Origin of the sequence: Streptomyces sp. 2114.4 (genome assembly GCF_900187385.1) — a bacterium.
GTDB classification, from domain to species: Bacteria; Actinomycetota; Actinomycetes; order Streptomycetales; family Streptomycetaceae; genus Streptomyces; species Streptomyces mooreae.
This window is the reverse complement of the sequence record NZ_FYEY01000001.1, coordinates 529,582-555,799: the sequence shown is the minus strand read 5'-3', so window position 1 is coordinate 555,799 and position 26,218 is coordinate 529,582. Positions and strand designations below refer to the sequence as shown.

Annotated in this window: 5 protein-coding genes; 4 read left to right on the top strand and 1 reads right to left on the bottom strand. The window is 73.0% G+C overall.

Translation table 11 applies throughout. From position 1 onward, the window contains the following. Positions 1-614: 614 nt before the first annotated feature. On the top strand, positions 615-2,252 hold the full coding sequence (locus tag CFW40_RS02255) for an APC family permease (protein ID WP_176956597.1): 1,638 nt from the start codon (positions 615-617) through the stop codon (positions 2,250-2,252). Between the two features lie 206 nt (positions 2,253-2,458). Here the strand turns inward: CFW40_RS02255 and CFW40_RS02250 are convergent, their stop codons facing one another. After that, positions 2,459-2,803, bottom strand: coding sequence for an STAS domain-containing protein (locus CFW40_RS02250; RefSeq protein WP_088796135.1), 345 nt, complete (start codon positions 2,801-2,803; stop codon positions 2,459-2,461). 1,861 nt (positions 2,804-4,664) lie between these two features. On the opposite strand from CFW40_RS02250, the gene CFW40_RS02245 reads away from it, so the two are divergent. From CFW40_RS02245 to CFW40_RS02235, 3 genes are all read left to right on the top strand, one after another. After that, a complete protein-coding gene (locus CFW40_RS02245) occupies positions 4,665-5,873 on the top strand; it encodes a cytochrome P450 (protein ID WP_088796134.1) in 1,209 nt (402 codons plus the stop codon). 182 nt (positions 5,874-6,055) lie between these two features. After that, positions 6,056-7,411, top strand: coding sequence for a serine hydrolase (locus CFW40_RS02240; protein ID WP_088796133.1), 1,356 nt, complete (start codon positions 6,056-6,058; stop codon positions 7,409-7,411). Between the two features lie 150 nt (positions 7,412-7,561). Next, positions 7,562-26,212: a non-ribosomal peptide synthetase gene (locus tag CFW40_RS02235; RefSeq protein ID WP_088796132.1), complete on the top strand. Its 18,651-nt coding sequence runs from the start codon at positions 7,562-7,564 to the stop codon at positions 26,210-26,212. Positions 26,213-26,218: the final 6 nt, after the last annotated feature.

The following is a 26,218-nucleotide window of genomic DNA, read 5'->3' as shown; positions in this document are numbered from 1 at the left end:
GCAGTAGCGATATATGACCCGCTGTCAGCTGCCTTGTCACGGCGCACCACTTGAGAGCGTCCCAAGAATGCGCTTTATGGGTGGCTCGATCGCGGAAATGAAGCGTCAAGCCGGACCGGTCAGACCGAACGGCTCAGGCCGAACGGGTCACGTCGGACCTCGCTCACCGCCGCTACGCCCTCCACCTCTACAGCGAGGGGCCGGGGAGAGCGGCATGCGCCCGACAGTCGCGATATGTCGCGGGGTGATGTCCGGCGGATTCCTCGTCGACTCCGGCCGGCCCGTCGAAGGGCTTCCGAAGATCGCGAGAGGCCCTGCTGGGTGCCATTACCTGACCCGAAGCTCCCCTTACTGCTCCAAGCTTCAATTTTTCCCCAAATTTATGAGGGATTCGAAGAATCGGATGGGTAATTTCCTGGTCGCATTCTGTTACCGGCGCCGCCTCCGGGGCCGCCCATCAGGGAATCCCGCGAAATGTCCACAGTGGCGGGCTGTGAATTTGGTATGCATTCCTTCAAGGAATCTCCCTATTCAGGCAACGGCTCTTTGCAGGGCCGTGAATGCTCCCTACTCTGAGGCAAATTTTCAGCCACTGCTGTCTTGAAAGGCCTCCTATGGCAAGCGTTGACGAGATCGCTCCCGAGAGGGCACGGACCTCCGGCTCCCTCCGGAGGGACGTGGGACTGATCGGCCTGATGTGGGCGTCGGTCGGTTCCATCATCGGGTCGGGGTGGCTCTACGGGGCGCAGAAGGCCGTGGTGGTGGCGGGACCGGCCGCGCTGATCTCCTGGATCATCGGCGCGGTCGCGGTGGTGCTGCTGGCGCTGGTGCACGCCGAGCTCGGTGGCCTGTTCCCGGTGGCCGGTGGTACGGCGCGGTATCCGCACTACGCCTTCGGCGGCCTGGCCGGAATGTCCTTCGGCTGGTTCTCCTGGCTCCAGGCGGCGACGGTCGCCCCGATCGAGGTCGAGGCCATGATCGGTTACGCCGGTCACTGGTCGTGGGCCCAGGGGTTCCAGCACGCCAACGGGACCCTCACGACGAGCGGCTTCATCGTCGCGGTCGTCCTCATGGCGATCTTCGTCGCGGTGAACTTCCTCGGCGTGAAGGTGCTGGCGCACACGAACAGCGCGGCGACCTGGTGGAAGATCGCCGTACCCCTCGGGGCGATCTTCGTCATCGCGGCGACCAACTTCCACCCGCACAACTTCACCTCGCAGGGCTTCGCCCCATTCGGGGCCAAGGGTGTGCTCAGCGCCATCAGCACCAGCGGCATCATCTTCGCGCTGCTCGGCTTCGAGCAGGCCATCCAGCTCGCCGGGGAGAGCCGCAACCCCAAGCGCGACCTGCCGCGCGCCACGATCGGCTCGGTCGTGATCGGCGCGGTGATCTATGTCCTTCTCCAGGTGGTCTACATAGGCGCGCTGCCGCTGGCCTCCTTCGCGCACGGGTGGGCCAAGCTGGACTACGCGGGCATCAGCGGCCCGTGGGCCGGCCTGGCCACCGTGGTGGGCCTGGGCTGGCTGGGCTGGGTCCTCTACGCGGACGCGATCATCTCCCCCGGTGGCACCGGCCTGATCTACACCACCTCGACCTCGCGCATCTCCTACGGCCTCAGCAAGAACGGCTATGCGCCCCGGCTGTTCGAGAAGACCGACGGCCGCGGCGTGCCGTGGTTCGGCCTGATCATCTCGTTCGTGACCGGCGTGATCTGCTTCCTGCCCTTCCCGAGCTGGCAGGAACTGGTCTCCTTCATCACGTCGGCGAGCGTGCTGATGTATGCGGGCGCGCCGCTGGCGTTCGGTGTCTTCCGCAACCGGCTGCCGCACCACGAGCGCCCGTACCGCCTGCCCGGCGGCGGTGTGATCTCGCCGGTGTCCTTCGTCGTCGCGAGCCTGATCATTTACTGGGCCGGCTGGGACACTCTCCAGCGGCTCGGCTGGGCGATCATCATCGGGTATGTGCTGCTCGGCAGCTACGCCTGGTACGCGACGAAGAAGCGACTGCCGAACGCCCCGCGACTGGACTGGAAGGCCGCGCAGTGGCTTCCGGTGTACCTGATCGGCATGGGCCTCATCGCCTGGCAGGGCGGCTTCGGCGGCCAGGGGCACCTTCCGCTGTGGTGGGACATGGTGGTCATCACGGCGTTCTCGCTGGGCATCTACTACTGGGCCCGCGCCACCGCGGTCTCGTCCGAGGCGATCGAACAGAACATCGAGGAGGTCGCGGTCGTGGATGAGGGCGGTCACTGACCGCCCCATGACCACCGTGTGACCTGATGTCCCGCAAGCCGAGGGGACCGGACCGCCGACCGGCCGGACCCCTCGGCTTTTCGCTGCCGTAGGGCCCGTGCGGACGCGCGCGACCGCTCCGCCGGCACGCCCGCGACCGCCGCCCGCGACCGCCGTCCCTGTGCCCCGCGACGTCAGACCACGAAGGCAGGTTGCGGGGGAGACCTCTACAGCAGGTCGAGCGCCGCGCGTACCGCGGTGTTCAGGTCGGCGCCCCGGAGGTCGAGGTGCAGGGCCGAATCCAGGACGTATCGCGGTTGTGCCTGCCAGCCGCGGGTGTGCAGACGGGTGTCATGGCGGGCGGTCTGGCGGTGCAGGGCGCACAGGAAGTGCAGGCCCGTCACGTCCATGAACGGCACGTTCTGCATGTCCAGGACCACCCCGGCCAGCGTTGCGGGCAGTGAGGCGAGGACGCGGTCACACGCGGGCTCGCAGGCGCGGTCGATCTCACCGCAGACCATGAGCAGCACGGTGTCGTCCAGATACTGGGTGCTGATGGTGAAAGGAATCATGCCCTCAAAGAGTCGGGGTGGCAGTCTCCAGCAGCCGCAACGCTGCGGGCACACGGCAGGTGCCGCGTGCGGTCCGGCGGTTGCGGGCCGCCACGGCAGGAGCTGCCGGGGATCACATCCCGCTTCTCGGAGCACCGGGTGAGCAAGACTCACGAGCCGAACCAGGCTGTTCCGTCACCTCACTGTCCCACATCGCGCCGCTCGTTCGGAACCTGTGGCACCACGGCCGCGGGGCCGCACCGCCGCCCTGCCCGGAAGTATTTGGTGCAACTGGGTCCCTCCGAGGGCAAGTTGACCGTGCAGCGGCTATCCGGCGACAACGCGGCGGCGAAGTACGGCAATTCCCGGCGCGCCGGGGCATCACCGACGGGGTCGTCCGGCCGGCGTGCGGACCTTCGCGGCTTCAGGCGTGCGGGGTTGCCGCCTCCCGCGAGGGGGCCCGCGCCGCCCCGGACCGAGAGCGGCACGCCCTGCCGGGGCATATTCGACGCTGACTTCACCAACTGCTTGCCCATCGGCAACAAATACGTCATCTCTTTCCGGGTAAGCGGCTCCGAAGTGGTTACTGCCGCGTTCGCATCGGCCGCAAGGCATGGAATCCAGCCAATTAACCGGACGTCGAAAGCAAGCCACCGAGCGGGCGGCGGCGTTGGCCGGTCAACGACCCCGGAGGCCGGTCATCGTGGCCGATGAGCGCGGTGGATGCGGGGCCTGGCCTGCCCGGCTGTGCGGTGGGCGCGGCGCCGGCGAACGCCTTCCGGTACGCCGGTGGCGGCCTGGGCCCTGGCCCGGATCTGCTCTTGTGGCTTGCTCTGCCCGCAGTGGTTTGCCAAGGTCTGGCACTTGCCGCGGAGCAGTGGTGGCATCATCCTGCGGCGGGGAAGAGTGGCCCCCTTGGAGCGCCTTGCCGCTCTCCGGGAAGCGCTGAATACCCACTTCCCCGCAGTTGGTTCGAACGGGCGGTCGAAAATTGCTTGCCTCATGAGCAACAGGGGTCGCTCGCGGCCTACTGGCGAGCAGAGGTGAATGGGTATAGAAATCACGCTCAGTCAAACCGCAGGGGGTTGCTATTGTATGACTGGGAGTGAAGACTGTCGGTCAAGCTGGACTGGCGTGAAAGCGCCCGGGGGCGCGGAGCGTTGACAACATCAAACTGTACCCGCCGGTAGTGTTTTGCGTTTCTCTCGTGCCTTTCGGGTGCGCCGTTGACTCGTGCGCGGATCGCCCACCTTTACGTGCGTGGGGGCGCCTGGCACGTGTCCTGTGTGGGGGCTTTCAGTGGGGGATGTGTGGTAACGAGATGGTCAGCGGTGGCTTCGCTGCGTGTGAGTCGTCGGTCGGTGCGCGGGGGTGTACCGGGCGGCCGCCGAGGCTGCTTTTCTGCTGCTGTCGCCGTTGATTGCACCCGCAGTGGTATGCAGGCGCCGCAGGAACCGGCAGCCCGGCGAGTGAGGGCGGTGCTACCGCGCCACGCGCCGTACACGTAACGCGGAATCAGGGGTTTATCGGCCTGCGCAGGCAATGCGTCGCGGGAGCGGTACGGCGGCCTTATCGGCATGCCTTTCGGTGGTCATGTTCGCGTATCCCTATGGGTGTTCATGCCGTCGGGAGATCCTGATGCCCTTTTCGGGATGCCGCGACACCGTGCTGGAATCCGTGTGCCGAACCCGGCTTCGCCAATTCTTGCACAGGAAGTACAAAATTAATCCGAAGGCAATCAAGGTCATGAAAGGGCTGTGATAGTAAGCCTGTTGCGTCATGCGGCGCTCCGTCTTTTCGAGGGGTATGGCCGCCGATCAGTCCAGCGCATAACCGCCGGGGAGGAACGAACCCTCCCGGACCCGTACTTCAGGGAGAACCGGTGACCAGCAACGAACTGAAAGAGGCACCTTTCGTCTTCGACGATCTGGTCGGCCGGTGGAGTAGCTTGGGCGAGACCGATCCCGTGCGCCATGACGAGGGGCAGAACGTCTGGCAGGTGCTGGATCACCGGAGCGTGGCCGCGGTCCTCGCCGACCCGGCGACGTTCTCCTCGGACTTCTCCGGACTGACCCCCACCCAGCCGGACTTCGAGACCTTCCGCCAGGGCAACTTCGTCGGCATGGACCCGCCGGAGCACCGCAAGCTGCGCACCCTCGTCAGCCAGGCGTTCACCCCGCGGGTCGTTGCCGGACTCGAACCGAGGATCCACGCCATCACGGCGGAACTGCTCGATGCCGTCGGGGACCGCGACCGGTTCGACGTGGTGGACGCGCTGGCCTACCCGCTGCCCATCCTCGTGATAGCCGAGCTGCTCGGTGTGCCGGCCGCTGACCGCGGACTGTTCCAGGAGTGGGCGGGCACGCTCTTCGGCGGGGACGAGATCGGCGAATCGCTGGACATGAGCGATATCGAGCGCGCACTGGACTCCATCGCCCCCACCGTGCGCGAGATGAACGGCTACATCCTCGAGCACATCCGCCACCACCGGAAACATCCCGGCGAGGGACTGACCAGCAGGCTGCTGCAGGCCGAAGTGGACGGCGTACGCCTGGCGGACCAGGAGATCGTCGGCTTTGTGGCCCTGCTGCTGGTCGCCGGGCACATCACCACCACCGCCCTGCTGGGCAACGCCGTGCTCAGCTTCGACGAGCACCCCGAGGCCGCCGCGCAGGTGCGCGCCGAACCCGGCCGGCTGCCGGACGCCATCGAGGAGGTGCTGCGCTGGCTGCCGCCCTTCCCCGAACTGGGGCGCCGCACCACCCGTGAGGTCGAGCTCGGCGGCCGGACCCTCCCCGCCGACGCCATCCTGATGGCCCACCTGGCCACCGCCAACCGCGACCCGGCACGGTTCACCGACCCCGACACCTTTCACGTGATGCGCAGCCCCAACCCGCACCTGACCTTCGGCCACGGCATTCACTTCTGCTTCGGCGCACCCCTGGCCAGGCTGGAGGCACGCATCGCGCTCCGGCAACTGCTGGACCGTTTCTCCTGCCTCACCATCCCGAGCCGCCGTGAGGTCGAGTTCCAGAATCCGGCCGTCATCGTCAGTGCACGTCGTCTGCCGGTGGAGGTGCGGAGGGCATAGCGCCGTTCGCAGTGAAGAGCGTGCCCGGCACCAACCGCCGGGCGCACGCGAGGAGATCGGTTGCCGAGTTCCCTCGGCGATCAGGCCCAGGGGCTGGTCCGTCCGCGCCGTGCGCGGGTTTGCCGTCACGGCAGGCAGGCGCGCCAACCCCCGTGAGTTCGAGTTCCGGGAGTTCCTTTCTCATGCCGCATGCTTCGAGTGCTCAGGTCGCGAGCCGGCAGCCGACCCACATACGACGCCTCTTACAAGAGCGTCTGGACACGCTCGCGCGCACCCACCAGGTGCCAGGAGCCCAACTCGCCGTGCAGGTCGACTCGGTGACATACACCGTCCAGACGGGCGAGGCGGACGTCACCACCGGCGAGATGTTCACCGCGGACACGGCGGTGCCGCTGGGCTCCGTCACCAAGCCCTACACGGCCGCGGTGGTCCAGCTCCTGGCCGACGACGGTGACCTCGAGCTGACCGACCTCGTCGGCACACATGTGCCGGAGCTGCGGCGGGCGCCGCACCTCACCGTACGGCAGCTGCTCAGCCACACCGGCGGGCTCCCGACCGGGCCCGACTCGGACGACGCGGCGGCACTGACGCCCGCCCGTTACCTGTCCGCGCACTGTTCCGGCCGGGACACGGTGTGCGCGCCCGGCAGCGGCTTCTCCTACTCCAACGCCGGGTATGTCGCCGCCGGCCGGCTGATCGAAACGGTGACGGGCATGCCCTGGCAGGAAGCCGTGCGGGCGCTGCTCCTGGAGCCCCTGGGCACCGTGCCCGCCTTCCTCGGCGACCGCGCGCCGGCGCGTCCGGTGGCCCGCGGCCACTCCGTGAACCCGACCTCGGGCCGGGTGCTTGCGGTGCAGCAGAACCTGGCGCCGGTGGAGGCCCCGGCGGGCGCCCTGCTGGCCAGCGCGCTCGACCTGGTGGCTCTGGGCCGGGCCCTGATCGGGCACGGCCCCCGCACGGTGCTGACACCCGACGCCGCCGAGGAGATGCGCCGCCCCGTACCGGGCGCCGCCCCGGGCGTTCTGGCGGACGCATGGGGCCTGGGCCTCGCCCTCTTCCAGCAGGGCGCCCAGCAGTGGTGCGGACACGACGGCAACGCCCAGGGCACCTCCTGCCATCTGCGGGCCGAACCGGACAGCGGCACGGTGGTCGCCTTCACCAGCAACGCCAACAACGGCACCGCGCTGTGGCACGAACTGGCCGAAGACCTCGACCGGATCACCGGAGTGCAGGTTCCCTCGGCCACGCGCCCGCCCGAGCGCGGCCGCGCCGTCGCACTTCCCCAGTGCGCCGGGACCTACCACAACGGCACCGTCGAGTACCGGATCGCGGCAGACTCCGACGGCTCCCTGACGCTGACGGTGAACGGCGACACCCCCGCGCCTCTGGTCTGTTATCCGGATCTGACCTGTGACCTGGTGGATCCCGCGTCCGGCCGCCGCCATCCCGGCGGACGCTTCGTGCGAGACCCGGAGAGCGGCGCCATCGACCGCGTCCAGATCTCCGGCCGCACGGCCCGCCGTACCGTCACCGCCTGAATCGGGCCTGCCGCGGACCCACCGGGTGCGACTCCCCGCTCTCTCGCACCCGGCGCGTCCGAACGCTCCGGCGCCCCGCCCGGGACCGCTCTTCCGGGCCGCCCGATGTCCTGCCGCACTGCCCGTCCCCGCTGAGAAGGACCCATCTCCATGACGGACCAGCACGAAAGTTCAGCCCCGGAGCCCGCATCGCCGCAGGACCGGACCGTTCCCCCGGTCCCCGGCCCCGGCCCGGTCCGCCCGGGTCCCGGCACCGCGCTCGGGGACCTGTTCGCCGCCTGGGTGACCCGCACCCCGCACGCTCCCGCGGTGACGGACGGGCGGCGGACCTGGTCCTACCGCGAGCTCGACCGGCTGGCCAACCGCCTCGCCCACGACCTCATCGGACGCGGGGTGGGGCCGGAGCGGACGGTGGCGGTGGTACTGCCGCGCTCGGTCGAACTCGTCATCGCGGAACTCGCCGTGGCCAAGGCCGGCGGCGCCTTCCTGCCGGTCGACCCGGCCTACCCCGCCGAACGCCGCGCCCTGATGCTGTCCGACGCCCGGCCGGCCGCGGTCATCGACGACCTGGCGCAGACCCGGCCCCCCACGGGCCTCGACCGTGCGCCGCAGGACAGCGACCGGCTCGCGCCGCTGTGCGCCGAGCACCCCGCCTACGTCATCTACACCTCGGGATCCACCGGAACTCCCAAGGGGGTGACGGTGCCCCACGCGGGTCTGGGCCCCTTCGCCGCGGCGGCCGCCGCGCAGTACGACGTCGCGCCGGGCGCCCGCGTCCTGCAGTTCTCCTCCCCGAGCTTCGACGCCTCCGTCCTGGAGCTGTGCATTTCCCTGCTGGCGGGGGCGACCCTCGTCGTCCCGCCCGACGGGCCGTGGCTGGGCGAAGAACTCGCGGCCGTCCTGGCGGACCACCGCATCACCCACGCGCTCATCCCGCCCGCCGCGCTCGCGACCGTGCCCGCCCCGACGGACGACCACGGCCTGCCGGACCTGCGGACCCTGATCGTGGGAGCCGAGGCATGCCCGGCCGAGCTGGCCGACCGCTGGGCGGCCGGGCGCCGGCTGATCAATTCCTACGGTCCCACCGAGGCCACGGTGGTCGCGTCCTGGACCGGGCCGCTGGCCGTGGGCGGCGGCACCCCGTCCATCGGCAGACCGCTGCCGCACACCCGGCTCCACGTGCTGGACGCGGAGATGCGACCGGTGCCGGCGGGCGTGGGCGGCGAGCTGTACGTGGGCGGCGCCGGAGTGGCACGCGGCTACCTCGGCCGCCCGGGGCTGACCGCCACGCGCTTCGTCGCCGACCCGTACGGACCGCCCGGCACCAGGCTCTACCGCACCGGGGACCTGGTGCGCCGGCACGCCGACGGTGAACTGGAATTCCTCGGGCGGGCCGACCGGCAGGTCAAGGTGCGCGGCTTCCGCATCGAACCCGGGGAAATCGAGGCGGTGTTGGCCAAACACCCCCGCGTCGGCGAAGCGGTGGTCGTCGTCCGCGAGGACGAGCCGGGACGGCAGCGGCTCGTCGCCTACGTCACCCCGGCCGACCCCGTCCGGGCCCCGCAGCCCGCGGAGTTGCGCGCCGTGGTCTCCCGCAGCCTGCCGGCCCATATGGTGCCCTCCGCGGTCGTCGTCCTCGACGCCTTCCCGCTGACCGCACACCACAAGATCGACCGCCGGGCGCTCCCCGCACCCGAACCGTCCCGTGCCCCGGAACAGGGCCATATCGCCCCCCGGACACCCACCGAGCGGACCCTGGCCGGCATCTGGTCAAAGGTGCTGTCGGTGCACACCATCGGTACCGGGGACGACTTCTTCGAGCTCGGCGGCGACTCCGTCCTCGCCGTGCGGGTGCTGTCCCGGATCCGGGAAGAGCTCGGCGACCGGCTGTCCGTGCGTGACCTGTTCACCGCCCGGACGATCGCCGCACTGGCGCCGCTCCTCGGCGACCCGGACACCACGGGCCCGGCGGCACCGGTCACCCCGGTCCCGCGCGACCGTCCGCTGCCGCTGTCCGGCGCCCAGCAACGGCTGTGGTTCCTGGACGACCTGACGGCCGGCGACACCGAGTACAACACCGGCGTCGGGCTGCGCCTGGGCGGTTTGCTGGACGCCGCCGCGCTGCGCCGCGCCCTGGACCGGCTCGCCGCCCGCCACGACTCCCTGCGCACCACCTTCACCACCGTGGACGGACGCGGTGTGCAACGCGTCGACAGCACCGCCGCCCTGCCGTTGCGCACCGTCGACCTCGGCGCCCTCCCCGCCGAGAGCCGGGACGCGGCGGCCGAGCGGCTGCTCACCGAAGAGCTGGAGACCCCCTACGACCTGCGCGAGGGCCCCCTGACCCGGGCCCTGCTGGTCCGGCTCGCCGACGAGGAACATCTGCTGCTCCTGGCCCAGCACCACATCGTCACCGACGGCTGGTCGGTCGGCGTGCTGGTCCGTGAACTGGCCGCGCTGTACGCCGCCGAGGCGGACGGCAGCCCGGACGGCCTGGCGAAGCCGGTCCTCCAGTACCCCGACTTCGCCGTGTGGGAGCGCGCGCACCCCGCCCCGGACCGGCACGCCGCCGGCCTCGCGTACTGGCGGCGGCACCTCACCGGTCTGCCGCAGCTGGACCTGCCCACGGACCGGCCCCGGCCGCCGGTGCGCACCACGTCCGGCGCGGCACACCGCCACGACCTGCCGGCCGACCTGGCCGAACGCCTCGGCGCACTCGCCCGGTCCAAGGGCACGACGCTCTTCACCCTGTTCGCCGGGGCGGCCTCGGTGCTGTTCTCCCGCTACACCGGCCGGCGCGACATCGTGTTCGGCACCGTCACCAACGGGCGCACCCACCGCGAACTGGAGGAGGTCACCGGCTTCTTCGTCAACACCCTGGTGCTGCGCAGCGACGTCGACCCCGCCGCCACCGTCGACCACTTCCTGGACACCGTGCGGGCGACGCTGCTGGACGCCTTCAGCCACGACGGCGTCCCGTTCGACCGGGTCGTCGAGGAGCTGGCCCCGCCGCGCGACCCCAGCCGCACCCCGCTGGTGCAGGTCCTGGTCGTCCAGCAGACCGCCATGGTGCACCCGCAGGAAGCCGGCGGCGTACGGATCGAGGAGCATCCGCTGCCGCGCCCGTCCGCACGGTTCGACCTGGTGCTGGAGTTCCTGCCGCGCGGCGACGGGTCCTTCGGGCTGACCGTCGAGTACAACACCGACCTCTTCGACGCCCGCACCGTGGCCCGGATGAGCCGTCAGCTGCACCTCCTGCTGGAGGGGATGGCGGACGGCCCGCAGCGGACCGTCGCCGAACTGCCGCTGCTGACCGACGACGAGCGGCGCACCATGCTCGAAGCCTGGAACGCTCCGCAGCAGGAGGGCCCGGACACCACCCTGCCCGCGCTCCTGGAGGCGCAGACCCTGCGCACCCCCGGCCGGACCGCCGTGGTCTGCGGGGACACCCGGCTCACCTACGACGAGGTGAACCGGCGCGCCAACCGCCTGGCCCGGCTGCTGGCCCGCCGTGGGGCGGGACCCGAGACCCTGGTGGCGCTGGCCCTGCCGCGCTCGGCCGACCTGGTCCCCGTCCTGTGGGCGGTGCTCAAGGCGGGCGCCGGCTATCTGCCGGTGGACCCCGGCTATCCGGCCGAGCGCATCCGCTTCATGCTCACCGACGCCGCGCCGGCCCTCGTGCTGACCACCCGGGACACGGCAGGCGCGCTGCCCGGCGGCGTCGAGCGGCTGATCCTGGACGACCCGGAGACCGCGGCCGAGTGGGCCGGGCATACGGAGGACGACCTCACCGATGCCGAACGGGTCCGGCCGCTGGACCCCGGCCACCCCGCGTACGTCATCTACACGTCCGGCTCGACGGGCCGTCCCAAGGGTGTCGTGGTCACCCATCGCAGCGTGGCGGACCTGGCGGCCTGGGCGGGAGCGCAGTTCGGCGCGGAGCGGCTGACGCATGTGGTGGCCTCCACCTCGCTCAATTTCGACGTCTCCGTCTTCGAACTGCTCTGCCCCCTGCTGTCCGGCGGCAGCATCGAAGTGGTGGCCGACCTCCCGGCCCTCGCCGACCGGCCGGGCACCGCGCCGCGGCAGGCGGGTCTGCTCAGCGGGGTACCGTCGGTGATCTCCCGGCTGCTCACCCGGGACACCGGCACCGTCACCGCCGACACGGTGGTCCTGGCGGGCGAGGCGCTGCCCGCGCAGACCGTACGGGAGATCCTGGAGACGATGCCGTCCTCCCAGGTCGCCAACATCTACGGCCCGACCGAGGCCACGGTGTACGCCACGGCGTGGTTCGCCGACGGCGACACCCCCGAGCAGGCCCCGCCCATCGGCCGGCCCGTCGCCCGGACCCGCTGCTACGTCCTGGACAGCATGCTGCGCCCGCAACCCCCGGGCGTGACGGGTGAGTTGTACCTCGGGGGAAGGGGCCTGGCCCGGGGCTACCTCAGGCGTCCCGGCCTGACCGCCACCCGGTTCCTCGCCGACCCCTTCGCCGCCCCCGGCAGCCGGATGTACCGCACCGGCGACCTGGTGCGCTGGACCACCGACGGTGAACTGGAGTACCTGGGCCGGGCCGACCAGCAGGTCAAGGTGCGGGGCTTCCGTATCGAGCTGGGCGAGGTCGAGGAGGCGCTGCTGCGCTGCGCGGGGGTGGCCCAGGCGGCCGCCGCCACCCGGGAGAGCGGCGGCCACAAGCGGCTGATCGGCTATGTCGTCCCGGCGCCCGGGGCGGAGCTCGTCCCGAGCGCGATACGCCGGCTGCTCGGCCGCAGTGTGCCCGACTACATGGTGCCCGCCACGGTCGTCGTCCTGGACGCGATGCCGCTCAACCCCAACGGCAAGCTGGACCGCGGCCGGCTGCCCGACCCGGACTGGACCACTGCCGGAACGGCGGACTACGCCGCGCCGCGCACCGCCACCGAACGGGCGCTCGCCACCGTGTGGGCCGACGTGCTGCGCGTCGAGCGCGTCGGCGTCGACGACAACTTCTTCTCGCTGGGCGGCGATTCGATCCTCAGCATCCAGGTCGTCGCCCAGGCACGGCAGGCGGGCCTGGCCGTCACCTCCCGTGACGTGTACCGGCACCAGACCGTCGCCGCGCTCGCACAGTGCGTGGACGCCGCCGGGCAGCCGGCCCCGGGCCCGGACCCCGAGGCGGAGACCACAGGACCGGCGCCGCTGACGCCCATCCAGCACTGGCTGTTCGAGACCGACCCCGGACGGGCCGGCCACTTCGCCCAGACGATGTCCGTCGAGCTGGCCGACGGCCTCGACGCCACGGCGCTGGAAGCCGCCCTGCACGACGTGGTCGCCCACCACGACGCCCTGCGCTCGCGCTTCGTGCGGGACGGCGACGGCCGGTGGCACCAGCACATCGACCGCGACGCACCCGGGTTCGCGCTGCAGCGCCACACCGGCCCCGACGACGACGCCCCGCACCACGGGCCGTTCGACCTGAGCCGCGGCCCCCTGCTGCGCGCCGTGCTCCACGACCGGGGCACCACGCTGCCTCCCGTCCTGCACCTGGCCGTCCACCACCTGGTGGTCGACGGCGTCTCCTGGCGGCTGCTGCTGGAGGACCTGGACCGGGCCTACCGCGCACGGCGCGCGGGAGCGGACGCCGCACTGCCGCCGAAGTCCTCGCCGCTGCGCCACTGGGCGAAGCGGCTGACCGGGCACGCCGAAACCGGCGGCTTCCAGGACGAGACGGCCTACTGGACGGCGCTCGCCCGCACCTGTGACCCGGCGCTGCCGGCCGACCTCAACGGCGCCAACACCTATGCGTCGGCCCGCTCGGTGACCGTGCGCCTCACCCCGGCGGACACCTCCGCCGTGCTGCACACCCTGCCCGGGGCCTTCCGCACCCAGGTCAACGATGTGCTGCTGAGCGCGCTGGGCCGGGTCCTGCACGAGTGGACCGGACGAGACCGGGTCCCGGTCGACCTGGAGGGCCACGGCCGGGAGGAGCTGTTCTGCGATGTGGACCTGAGCCGCACCGTCGGCTGGTTCACCACCCGCTACCCGGTCGCCCTCACCGTGGCACCGGACGCCGACCCGTGCACCGTGCTGAAGTCGGTCAAGGAGCAGCTGCGCGCCGTGCCCGGCCGCGGCCTCGGCTACGGCGTCCAGCGGCATCTGATCCGGCCGGAGGGCCTGCCCGGCACCCCGACCGCGGACATCAGCTTCAACTACCTCGGCCAGTTCGGCACGCCGGGCGGTGACGGCAGTCTCTACCGCGGCCCGTACCGCGAACTGGCGCTGGACGCCGACCCCGCCGCGCCGCGCCCGCACGCCCTGGAGGTCGTCGGCCGGCTGGACGGCGACGCGCTGGAGTTCACCTGGTTCTACTCGGCGCACCTCCACCACGAGGAGACCGTCGCCCGCCTCGCCGGAGACTTCGTCCGGGCGCTGGGCGACATCGCCCGGGACGCCGCCCGGCCCGGAGCCGGCGGCCGCACCCCCTCCGACTTCCCGCTGGCCGCCCTCGACCAGCCCACCGTGGACCGGCTGGTGGGCGACGGCAGCACCGTCGAGGACATCCACCCGCTCACCCCCACCCAGGCCGGCATGCTCTTCCACCGGCTCTCCCAGGACGACCAGAGCGTCTACTTCCAGCAGCTCACCTTCGTCCTGGACGGCGTGCCCGACCCACAGGCCCTCGCCGCGGCCTGGCAGCAGGTCACGGACCGTACCCCGGTGCTGCGCGGACGCGTCGTCTGGCAGGACGTGCCCGAACCGCTGCTGGTGGTGGAGCGCGACGTCACCGTGCCGGTCACGCAGCTGGACTGGCGGGACCTGCCGGACGACGAGCGCCGGGCCGCACTGCGCGAACTCCTCGACCGCGACCGGCGGCGCGGCATCGACCTCGGCTCCGCCCCGCTGCTGCGCCTGGCCCTGGCCCGGCTCTCCGACACCGAGGTACAGGTGGTGTGGTCCTTCCACCACCTGGTGCTCGACGGCTGGAGCCTGTTCCAGGTGCTGTCCGACGTCTTCCGGTGCCACGCCGCCCTGCGCGGCACCGCGGCGGACGGCGCCGAGCCCGCGGAGGCGGGCCTGCCCAGCCGCCGCCCGTTCCGCGACTACGTGGCCTGGCTGCAGGAGCGTGACTGGGCGGAAGCCGAACGGCACTGGCAGACCCGGCTCGACGGCTGGAGCGAGCCCACCGCCCTGCCCTACGACCGCGAGCCCCGGGAGGCCCACCGCGCCGAGTCCACCGCGGCGGTACGGCTCTCCCTGCCCGCCGCCACCACCCGCCGCCTGGACCACCTGGCCAAGGACGCAGGCCTGACCATGAACACGCTGGTCCAGGGTGCCTGGGCGCTGCTGCTGGCCCGTCAGACGGGGCGCCGGGAGGTCGTCTTCGGTACCACCGTCTCCGGACGGCCGCCGGAGCTGCCCGGCGTCGAGGCGATGAATGGCCTGTTCATCGCGACCGTACCGACCCGGCTGACGGTCCCCGCCGACGGCACCCTGACGGCCTGGCTGCGCCGGGTGCAGGAGATCCAGACCGAGGACCGGCGCTTCGACTTCGTTCCGCTCGCCCGGCTGAAGGCGTTCTGCGACCTGCCCGAGCGGGCCCCGCTCTTCGACAGCATCGTGGTCTTCGAGAACTACCCGGTCGGCGGCGACCTCGCCGCCGCGCACGGACTGCGGCTGACCGGCCTCGACGGCATCGAGACCACCAACTACCCGCTGAGCCTGGTCGCCTACCCGGGCCAGGAGCTGGCCCTGCGGCTCGGCTACGACCCGGAGCTGTTCGACGCGGCCACCGTGGAGCGGATGGGGGAGTACCTCACCGTGCTGCTGGAAGGGCTGGCCACGGACGACCGGCGCCCGCCCGCGCGGCTGCCGGTGCTCGGCGCGGCACACCGCCGCCAGGTCGTCGAGGAGTGGAACGCCACCGCCGCCCCGCTGCCCGAGGGCACGGTCGCCGAACTGTTCGCCGCCCAGGCCCGGCGCACCCCCGACGCCATGGCGCTGGACGCCGGGGACACCCGGCTCACCTACCGCGAACTCGACGCCCGCACCGACGCGTTGGGCCGCAGGCTCGCCGGGCTCGGCGTGCGCCCGGAGTCCCCGGTCGGGGTCCTCATGGACCGGTCGGCCGCCCTGGTCATCGCCCAGCTGGCCCTCGTCAAGGCGGGCGGGGTGTACGTCCCGCTGGACGGCCGCGCGCCGCGGGAGCGGCTGCGGCAGGTGCTGGCGGAGACCACGGCGGAGCTGGTGCTCACCGACGCCGCCTGGGAGGAGGCCGCCCGCGAGGCGGCACCCGGCGGGCGCACCCTGCTGGTGACGGACGAGGCCGCACCGGCCGCCGCCCCCGCTCCGCAGGGCACGCCCCTGCCCGCCCTCCACCCCGACAACGCGCTCTACCTGATGTTCACCTCCGGCTCCACCGGCCGCCCCAAGGGGGTCGCGGTGCGGCACCGGGACGTCGTGGCGCTCGCCTTCGACCGCGCCTTCGACGGACACGACCGGGTCCTGGTGCACTCCCCGCAGGCCTTCGACGCGGCCACCTACGAACTGTGGGTGCCCCTGCTGCGCGGCGGCCGGGCCGTCCTCGCGCCGCCGGCCGACGTGGACGCCACCACGGTGTCCCGGGCGATCCGTGAACAGGGCGTCACCTGCCTGTGGCTGACCGCCGGACTGTTCCGCCTGCTGTCCCAGGAGGACCCCGGGTGCCTGCGGGGCGCCCGGGAGGTGTGGACCGGCGGCGAGGCCGTGCCGGGCGCCGCGGTACGCCGCGTCCTCGACGCCTGCCCAGACCTGACCGTGGTCGACGGCTACGGCCCCACCGAGACCACCACCTTTGCGACCCGCCGGGCCTTCCGCCCCGGCGACCCGCTGCCCGCCGCCCTGCCCATCGGACGCCCGCTGGACAACACCCGCGTCTACGTCCTGGACGACGCGCTGCAGCCCCAGCCGCCGGGCATCCCGGGAGAGCTGTACGTCGCCGGCGCCGGGCTCGCCCGCGGCTACGCCGGCCGCCCCGGTGCGACCGCCGAACGCTACCTGGCCGACCCGTTCGGCCCGGCCGGGACCCGGATGTACCGCACCGGCGACATCGTGCGCTGGAGCGCCGACGGCGAACTCCACTTCGTGGGGCGGGCCGACGACCAGATCAAGATCCGCGGATTCCGCGTCGAACCGGCCGAGATCGAGGCCGTTCTCACCCGCCATGCCGCCGTCGCCGAAGCGGTGGTGACCGTCCCCGAGGACGGCGGCCGCAAGCGGCTGGTCGCCTACCTCGTCCCGGCCCCGGAGACGACGGTGCCGCAGGCGCAGGAGCTGCGCGCCCACCTCGCCGCCGAGCTGCCCGACTACATGGTCCCCGCCGCGTTCGTGACCCTGGACGCGCTGCCCCTGACCGGCAACGGAAAGGTGGACCGGCGCCGGCTGCCCGCCCCCGACCGGTCAGCCGCCACCGCCGGCGAGCACCGCGCGCCGCGTACCGAGGCCGAGCGGATCCTCGCGGAGATCTGGTGCACCCTGCTGGGTCTCGACCGGGTGGGTGTCGAGGACAACTTCTTCATGCTGGGCGGCGATTCGATCCTCAGCATCCAGGTCGTCTCCCGCGCCCGCCGGGCGGGGCTGACCCTGACCCCGCGGGACCTGTTCCGCCACCCCACCGTCGCCGCGCTGGCCGCCGCCACCGGCGCCGCCGCACCCCTCAGCGGCACCGGACCGGTATCCGGGGACGTCGCCCTCACCCCGATCCAGCACTGGTTCCTCGACGCCCGGCCACAGCACCCCGGGTACTTCAACCAGTCCCTCGTCATCGAACTGGCCGAGGAGCCCGACCCGCGGGCGCTCCACGAGGCGCTGCACGCCCTGTGGGCCCACCACGACGCCCTGCGGTCCCGCTTCACGCAGCGGGCGGACGGCACCTGGCACCAGCACTGCCCCGCCCCGGGCGCCGGCGGACCGCAGTTGCTGCGCGTGCACGACCTGGCCGGAAAGGACGAGACGGAGTGCGCCGCCGCGGTCGAGGCCGCCATGGCCGAGGCGCACGCCGGCTTCCGGCTGGACACCGGCCCCCTGCTCGCCGCCCGCCTGTTCACCGGCGCCCGGGACCTGCCGCCGCGGCTGTTCCTGGCCGTTCACCACCTGGTGGTCGACGGCGTCTCCTGGCGGGTGCTGCTGGAGGACCTGGAGAGCACCTACCGCCAGGCCCGCAACGGCGACCCGGTGGCCCCGCCCGCCCGGACCACCTCCGTACAGGAATGGGCCCGCCGGCTGCACGAGCACACCGAGGCAGGCGGCTTCGACGGCGAGCGAGCGCACTGGAGCGCGGTGGCCCCGCACTGCGCGGCCCCCCTGCCCGTCGACGCCGACGGCACCAACACGATCGCCGACCTGCGCTCGGTCACCGTCCGGCTGGACCGGCAGCGCACCGGCGACCTGCTGCAGAAGGTGCCCGGCGTCTACCGCACCCAGATCAACGACGTGCTGCTCACCGCGCTCGGCCGGGTGCTGGCCGACTGGACCGGCGAGCGCACCGTCGCCGTCGGCCTGGAGGGACACGGCCGCGAGGACCACCTCTTCGAGGGCGTCGATCTGTCCCGTACGGTCGGCTGGTTCACTTCCCTGTTCCCCGTCGCCCTGGACGTCCCGGACGGCGACTGGGCCGCGGCGCTGAAGTCCGTCAAGGAGCAGTTGCGCGCGGTGCCCGGCCGGGGTCTCGGGCACGGAGCGCTGCGGCACCTCGCGGGCGCCGCCGAACTCACCGGCACGCCCCAGCCCCGCATCAGCTTCAACTACCTCGGCCGGTTCGACTGGTCCGGCGACGGCGGGCTGATCCGCGCCGTACACGGCGGACTGGACGGCGCCGCCGCGCCCGGGACCGTCCGGCCGCACCTGCTGGACGTGGTGGGCCGGGTCGAGGACCGGTGCCTCGAACTCACCTGGTACTACAGCGGCGAAGTGCACCGTGAGGAGACGGTGACGGCGCTGGCCGCGGGCATGCTCACGGCGCTGGAGGACATCGTCGCCCACTGCGCCGGCCCGGACGCCGGCGGCCGCACCCCCTCCGACTACCCGCTCGCCCGCCTCGACCAGGCGGCCGTGGACCGGGTCGCGGCGGACGGCCGCGCGGTGGAGGACATCTACCCGCTGACGCCCATGCAGGCGGGCATGCTCTTCCACAGCCTGATGGACCCCGACTCCCACACCTACTTCAACCAGGTCCAGCTGGTGCTCTCCGGCGTCACCGACCCGGCCGCGCTCGCCACGGCCTGGCAGCAGACGGCCGACGCCAACCCGATGCTGCGCACCCGCCTGGTATGGGCGGAGACCGCCGAACCGCTCCAGGTCGTCCAGACGCGGGCCACCGTGCCCGTCACCCACCACGACTGGTCCGGGTGGACCCCCGAGGCGAGCGAGCACGCGCTGACCACCCTGCTCGCCGAGGACCGGGCGGCCGGTCTCGACCTCGCCGCCGCCCCGCTGATGCGGCTGGCCCTGATCAAGCTGTCCGACGACCGGGTCCGGCTGGTGTGGACGTTCCACCACATCCTGCTCGACGGCTGGAGCGCGGCCCAGGTCTTCGACGAGATCTGCGAACGGTACGCGGCGCTCACCGCCGGCCGCCGCCCCGAGGTCCCCTCCCGCCCGCCGTTCGGCAGCTATCTGCGCTGGCTGGCGGAGCAGGACGGCACACAGGCCGAGCGGCACTGGCGCACCGCGCTGGCCGGCTTCACCTCGCCGACCGAACTCCCGCGGGACCGGCGGCCCCTGGAGGCCCACCGCGCCTCGTCCTCGGGCTCGGTCCACGTCACCCTGGACGAAGCCGACTCCGCCCGTCTGCGGGAGACCGCACAGCACGCCGGCCTCACCATGAACACCGTGCTGCAGGGCGCCTGGGGCCTGCTGCTGTCCCGCTACAGCAACAGCGACGACGTGGTCTTCGGCACCACTGTCTCCGGCCGGCCCGCCGCGCTGCCCGGGGTGGAGTCCATGGTCGGCCTGTTCATCAACACCCTCCCCACCCGGGTCCGGGTCGACGGACGCCGCGCGCTGCTGGACTGGCTGCGCGACGTGCAGACCGCCCAGTCGGAGGCGCGGCGCTACGACTTCGTCTCCCTGGCCGACCTCCAGACCTGGAGCGAAGTCCCGCGCGGAACCGGCCTGTTCGACAGCATTGTGGTCTTCGAGAACTACCCCTTCGACAGCGACGCCCTCGCCCGGCACGGCCTGGGCATCCAGCAGGAACGCGACCTGGAGCCGACCAACTACCCGCTCAGCGTGGTCGTCGCCCCGGGTGAACGCCTCACCGTGGCCCTGGACTACGACCCGGCCGCCTTCGACGTGGCGACCGTCGAGCGGCTGGGCACCTGCCTGCGGGTCCTGCTGACGGAGATGGCGGCCGACCCGGACCGCCGCCTGGGCGACCTGCCGCTGCTCACCGCGGACGAACGCGGGCGCATCCTGCGGGAGTTCGGCGGAACGGCCGTCGCGCAGCCGCGGCGCGTCCTGCCCCAGGTCTTCGAGGAGCAGGCGGACCGCACCCCGCACGCCACCGCCGTACTGTCCGGCCACGACCGGCTCACCTACCAGGAGCTGAACGCACGCGCCAACCGGCTGGCCCGGCTGCTGATCGCCTCGGGCGCGGGCCCTGAGCGGTTCGTCGCCCTCGCACTGCCGCGCACGGCCGACCTGATCGTGGCCCTGCTGGCCGTGCTCAAGAGCGGCGCCGGCTATCTCCCGGTCGACCCCAAGTACCCCTCCGAGCGCGTCTCCTTCCTGTTCGACGACATCGGACCGGACATCGTGCTCACCACCGCCGCCCTGGCCGGCCGGCTGCCCGAGGGGCCCGCCACCCGGATCGCGCTCGACGACCCCGCGACCGCGGACCGGCTCGCCGGGCTGTCCGCCGCCGACCTCGGCGACGACGAGCGGACCGGTGCGCTGCTGCCCGCCCACCCCGCCTACGTCATCCACACCTCGGGCTCCACCGGCCTGCCCAAGGGCGTGGTGGCCACCCACGGGTCGGTCGTCGCCCTGGCCGACTGGGCCGCCGGGGAGTTCGGCGGCCGGGGCCTGGCCCACGTCGTGGCGTCCACCTCGCTCAACTTCGATGTGTCGGTCTTCGAGATCTTCAGCCCGCTGCTGTCCGGCGGCTGCGTCGAGATCGTGAGCGACCTGCTGGCCCTCGCCGAACGCTCCGCGCCCTGGACCGCGAGCCTGCTCAGCGCCGTCCCCTCCGCCCTCGGCCAGCTGCTCGCCGAGGACACCGTGCACGTCACCGCGGACACCGTGGTGCTGGCCGGCGAGGGGCTGGCGGCCCGTACCGTACGGGAGGTCCGCGCCGCCGTCCCCGGCTGCCGCGTCGCGAACATCTACGGCCCCACCGAGGCCACCGTCTACGCCACCGCCTGGTACTGCGACCCGGCCGATCCCGACCGCACGCCGCCGATCGGCAGCCCGGTCGCCGGCGCCCGCGCCTATGTCCTCGATCCGCACCTGCGGCCGGTCCCCGTCGGCGTACCCGGCGAGCTCTACCTCGCCGGGACCGGCGTGGCCCGCGGCTACTTCGCGCGGCCCGGACTGACCGCCCGGCGCTTCCTGGCCGACCCGTACGGCCCCGCGGGCGAGCGGATGTACCGCACCGGCGACCTCGTGCGCTGGGACGCCGACGGGCAGTTGGAGTACCTGGGCCGCGGCGACGACCAGGTCAAGGTGCGCGGCTTCCGCATCGAACTCGGCGAGGTCGAGGCCGCGCTGGCCCGGCACCCCGAGGTGGCCGAGGCAGCCGCCCGGGTCGTCGAGACCGACGGCCACAAGCGCCTGGTGGGATACGTGGTCACCCGGGGCGCGGCGGACGCCGATCCCGCCGCGGTGCGTGCCTTCCTGGCCCGGAGCCTGCCCGACCATCTGGTCCCCGCGGTCGTCGTGCCCCTGGAACGGCTGCCGCTGGGCGCCACCGGCAAGCTCGACCGCCGTGCCCTGCCGGCGCCCGACTGGGCCGCCCCGGCCGCCGGTTACGTCCCGCCGCGCACGGACACCGAGCAGACGCTCGCCGGCATCTGGGCCGAGGTGCTGGGCGTGGACCGGGTGGGCGCCGAGGACAACTACTTCGCGCTCGGCGGGGACTCGATCCTCAGCATCCAGATCGTCTCCGCGGCCCGCCGTGCCGGTCTCGCACTGACCCCGCGCCATCTGTTCGTCCACCAGACCGTCGCCGCCCTGGCCGCTGCCGCGGCGCAGCTGCCGGCCACGGCGTCCACCGCCGAACAGGGCCCGGTGGTGGGCGAGGTGCCGCTCACCCCCGTCCAGCACTGGCTGTTCGACAGCGTCCCGGACAGCCCCGGGCACTTCACCCAGTCGCTCTCCTTTCAGCTGGCCGCCGAGGTCGACGAGGGCGCGCTGCGCGCCGCCCTGGCCGCGGTGCTGGAGCACCACGACGCCCTGCGGACGGTGTACGAGATCACCGGCGGCGGACACTGGCGCCAGTACACCGCGGCGCCCGGTGCGGCCCCCGCCCTGGAGGTCCACGACCTCGCCCACCTGGAGCCGCAGGACCGCGCCGCGGAACTGCGCAGGCTGACGGCGGACCTGTGCGCGGGCTTCGACCTCGCCACCGGGCCACTGCTGAAGACCGTGCTGTGCCACCTCGGCGACCAGGACCGCCCGGTCCTGCTGCTGGCGGCCCACCACCTGGTCGTCGACGCGGTGTCCTGGCGCATCATCCTGGAAGACCTCGACACCGCCTACGGCCGGGTGCGCGCCGGGGAACGGGCCGCGCTCGGCCCCAAGACCACCTCGTTCCGGGCCTGGGCGCAGCGGCTGCACGACCACACCGCGGCCGGCGGCTTCGACGGCGAACTCGCCCACTGGAGCGCCGCGGACGGCCTGACGGAGCTGCCCACCGACCACACGGGCCGCAACTGTGCGGACTCCGAGGACACCGTGACCGTCCGCCTGGAGGCCGAGGAGACCCGCCGGCTGCTCCAGGACGTCCCGGACGTCTACCGGACCCGGATCAACGACGTCCTGCTGTGCGCCCTGGGCCGGGTACTCGCCCGCTGGACCGGGCACGACCGGGTACGGATCGGGCTGGAGGGCCACGGCCGTGAGGAGATCTTCGACGACATCGACCTCTCCCGCACCGTCGGCTGGTTCACCACCATGTTCCCGGTCGCACTGGACCTCCCGCCGCACGCGGACCTCGCCACGGCGCTGAAGTCCGCCAAGGAGGGCCTGCGGGCGCTGCCCGGACACGGCCTGGGACACGGCGCGCTGCGCCGTCTGCGCACCCCCAAGGCCCCGGGGCTGCCGGCCGATCCGCAGATCGCCTTCAACTACCTCGGCCAGCAGGACTGGAGCGCGTCCGGCGGCGACGGCCTGCTGCACGCACCGTACGGCGCGCTGGAGGGCGACATGGACCGGGCGGCCGAGCGGCCGCATCTGATCGACATCGTCGGAATGGTGGCGGACAAGCGGCTGGAGTTCACCTGGTCGTACTCGAAGAACCTGCACCTGCGGTCCACCGTGGCCGGCTTGGCCGAGGAGATGGCCGCCGAGCTGCGGGAGATCGTGCGGCACTGCGCGGAGCCGGCCGCCGGCGGACGCACGCCCTCCGACTTCCCGCTGGTCCGCCTCGACCAGGAGACCGTCGACCGGCTCGTCGGCGACGGCCGGGACGTCACGGACGTCTACCCGCTGACCCCCACCCAGACCGGCATGGTCTTCCACGGGCTCGACCAACCCGACCACGGGCTCTACGTCGAACAGGCCACCTTCGTCCTGGACGGCGTCACCGACTCCCGGCTGCTGGCCGCCGCCTGGCAGCAGGTCGTCGACCGCACCCCCGTGCTGCGCAGCGCGGTGGTCCTGCACGAGGTGCCGGTGCCCCTGCAGACCGTCCACCGCTCCGTCACCCTGCCTGTCACACGGCTCGACTGGAGCGCGCTGACGCAGGAGCGGCGCGACGACGAACTGGCGCGGCTGCTCGCCGAGGACCAAGGCCGCGGGCTCGCCCTCGACCGGGCGCCGCTGCTGCGGCTGACCCTCATCCGGCTCTCCCCGGCCGAGGTACGGGTGGTGTGGACCTTCCACCATGTGCTGCTCGACGGCTGGAGTGTCTTCCAGGTCCTCTCGGACGTCTTCTCCTGCCATGCGGCGCTCGCCGGGGGCACCGCCCCGGACCTTCCCGAGCGCAGGCCGTTCGCCGACTACGCCGCCTGGCTCGCCGCCCACGACACCGCCCCCGCGGAACAGCACTGGCGCACGGCACTGGCCGGCCTGACCGCACCCACCCCGCTGCCCTACGACCGCCGCCCGGCACCCGGCGCCCCCACCCGCGCCGGCACCTGGCTCTCCGAGCGGCTGGGCGAGCGGGAGAGCGCCGCGCTCCAGGACTTCGCCCGGCGCCACCACCTCACCCTCAACACCGTCGTCCAGGGGGTCTGGGGGCTGTTGCTGGCGCGCTGGAGCGGAGAGCGCGAAGTGTGCTTCGGCACGACGGTCTCCGGCCGGCCCGCCGACCTGCCCGGCGCCGACGCCATCACCGGCCTGTTCATCAACACCCTGCCGGTGCGGTGTGACGTGGACGGCGGCGCGGCCCCGGCCGACTGGCTGGGCGCTCTGCAGTCCGCACAGGCCGATGCCCGCGGCTTCGATCACGTCCCGCTGTCCGACCTGCGGGGCTGGAGCGAACTGCCCGCCGGAACACCGCTCTTCGAGAGCCTGGTGGTCTTCGAGAACTACCCGATCAACGACACCGCGGCCACCGCACACGGCCTGAGCGTCCGCGATCTGCATGCCCTGGAGGCCACCAACTACCCGCTCACCGTGGTGATCTCGCCCGACACTCGCCTGAGCGTCGAACTCGGCTACGACCCGCGGTACTTCGAGGAGTCCACCGCCCGGTCCCTGGCCGCCCAGCTGGTGCACACCCTGGGCGCGCTGGCGGAAACCGGCGGCGCGACGACCGTGGACGGGATCGACATCCTGCCGCCGGACGAGCGCGAACGGCTGACCGGGCCGGCTGCGGGCCGGCCCGGTGCCGCGGCGGCCGGTGACCCGGTCCCGGCCGCTCCCCTCGCCGCGCTCGTCGAGGCGGCGGTCGACCGGTGGCCCGACGCCGCCGCGGTGAGTGCACCGGACCTCCGGCTCTCCTTCGCGCAGTTGGAGGCGCGGGCCAACCGTCTCGCGCACCACCTCCTCACCCGCGGCACCGGCCCCGGCGACCTCGTCGCCCTGGTCCTGCCGAGATCGGCCGACATGGTCGTCGCCCAGCTCGCCACCGCCAAGACGGGCGCCGCCTACCTGCCGGTGGATCCCGGGTACCCGGCCGAGCGGATCGCGCTGATGCTGCGTGACGCCGCACCGGCCGTCACCCTGGAGGCCCCCGAGGTCCACGACCTCCTGGCCGCCGGGGACGACGCCGCACCGGCCCCCCGGCCCACCGACCGGGACCGCGTCCGCCCGCTCGACCTCGACGACCCGGCCTACGTGATCTACACCTCCGGCTCCACCGGCACCCCCAAGGGCGTCGTCGTCACCCACCGCGGCCTGGCCGCCTTCGCCGCCGCCGAGGCCGACCACTACCGAGTACGGCCGGGTGACCGGGTGCTGGCCTTCGCCACCCCCAGCTTCGACGCCTCCGTGCTGGAGCTGTGCATGGCTCTGCCGGCCGGCGCCGCTCTCGTGGTGCCGCCGCCCGGACCGCTGCTCGGCGCGCAACTGGCCGAGGTGCTGCGCACGGAACGCATCACCCACACCCTGCTGCCGCCCGCCGCGCTCGCCACGGTGCCGCCCGCCACCGCGGGGACACTGCCGGACCTGCGCACCCTCATCGTCGGCGCGGACGCCTGCGGCGCCGACCTGGTCGCCCGCTGGGCCCCGCACCACCGGATGATCAACTCCTACGGGCCCACCGAGACCACGGTCGTCGCCACCTGGTCGGGACCGCTGGCACCCGACGGCGCCGCGCCCCCCATCGGGCGCCCCCGCGCGGGCAGCCGCGCCTATGTGCTCGACGGGCGCCTGCGGCCGGTCGCCGACGGCGTCCCCGGCGAACTGTGGATCAGCGGGCCCTCGCTGGCCCGCGGCTACCTCCACCGTCCCGGCCTGACCGCCACCCGGTTCCTCGCCGACCCGTACGGCGCACCGGGCGAGCGGATGTACCGCACCGGCGACCTGGTCCGCCGCGACGCCGGCGGCGAGCTGCACTACCTCGGCCGCACCGACCACCAGATGAAGCTGCGCGGGCACCGGATCGAGGCAGGAGAGGTCGAGGCCGCCCTGGCGGCCCATCCGGCCGTCCGGGACGCCGTGGTGGCCGTACGGGAGGACGAGCCCGGCACGCCGCGCCTGGTCGCATACCTGCTCGCCGCACCGGACGCCGAGATCCCGGCGGGCGCGGAGCTGCGCACGTTCGCCGCCCGGACGCTGCCCGGCCACATGGTCCCCTCGGCCTTCGTCGTCCTGGAGCGCTTCCCGCTCACCGAGAACGGCAAGACCGACCGTGCGGCCCTGCCCGCCCCCGGGCCCGACCCGCAGGAGCCCGCGGCGCAGGTCGCCCCGCGCACCCCCACCGAGCAGTTCCTCGCGGACGTCTGGTCCGAGGCCCTGGGGACGGCCGTGGGCGCCGAGGACGACTTCTTCGCCCTCGGCGGCGACTCGCTGCGCAGCCTGCGCATCACCTCCCGGGTCAACGAGACCTTCGGCGTGGAGCTCACCCCCCGGGACGTGCTGACCGCCCGCACGGTCGCCGCCCTGGCGGACCTGGTGGAGGAGCACGTCCTGCGCGAACTCGAAGACGCCGCACGCGGCACCAGCGACCACAACGAACGGTGAGGAACG

Excerpts from the sequence above, each read along its gene's own strand:
- CFW40_RS02235 (WP_088796132.1), top strand. The coding sequence starts at position 7,562 with ATGACGGACCAGCACGAAAGTTCAGCCCCGGAGCCCGCATCGCCGCAG.
- CFW40_RS02240 (WP_088796133.1), top strand. The coding sequence starts at position 6,056 with ATGCCGCATGCTTCGAGTGCTCAGGTCGCGAGCCGGCAGCCGACCCAC.
- CFW40_RS02255 (WP_176956597.1), top strand. The coding sequence starts at position 615 with ATGGCAAGCGTTGACGAGATCGCTCCCGAGAGGGCACGGACCTCCGGC.
- CFW40_RS02250 (WP_088796135.1), bottom strand. The coding sequence starts at position 2,803 with ATGATTCCTTTCACCATCAGCACCCAGTATCTGGACGACACCGTGCTG.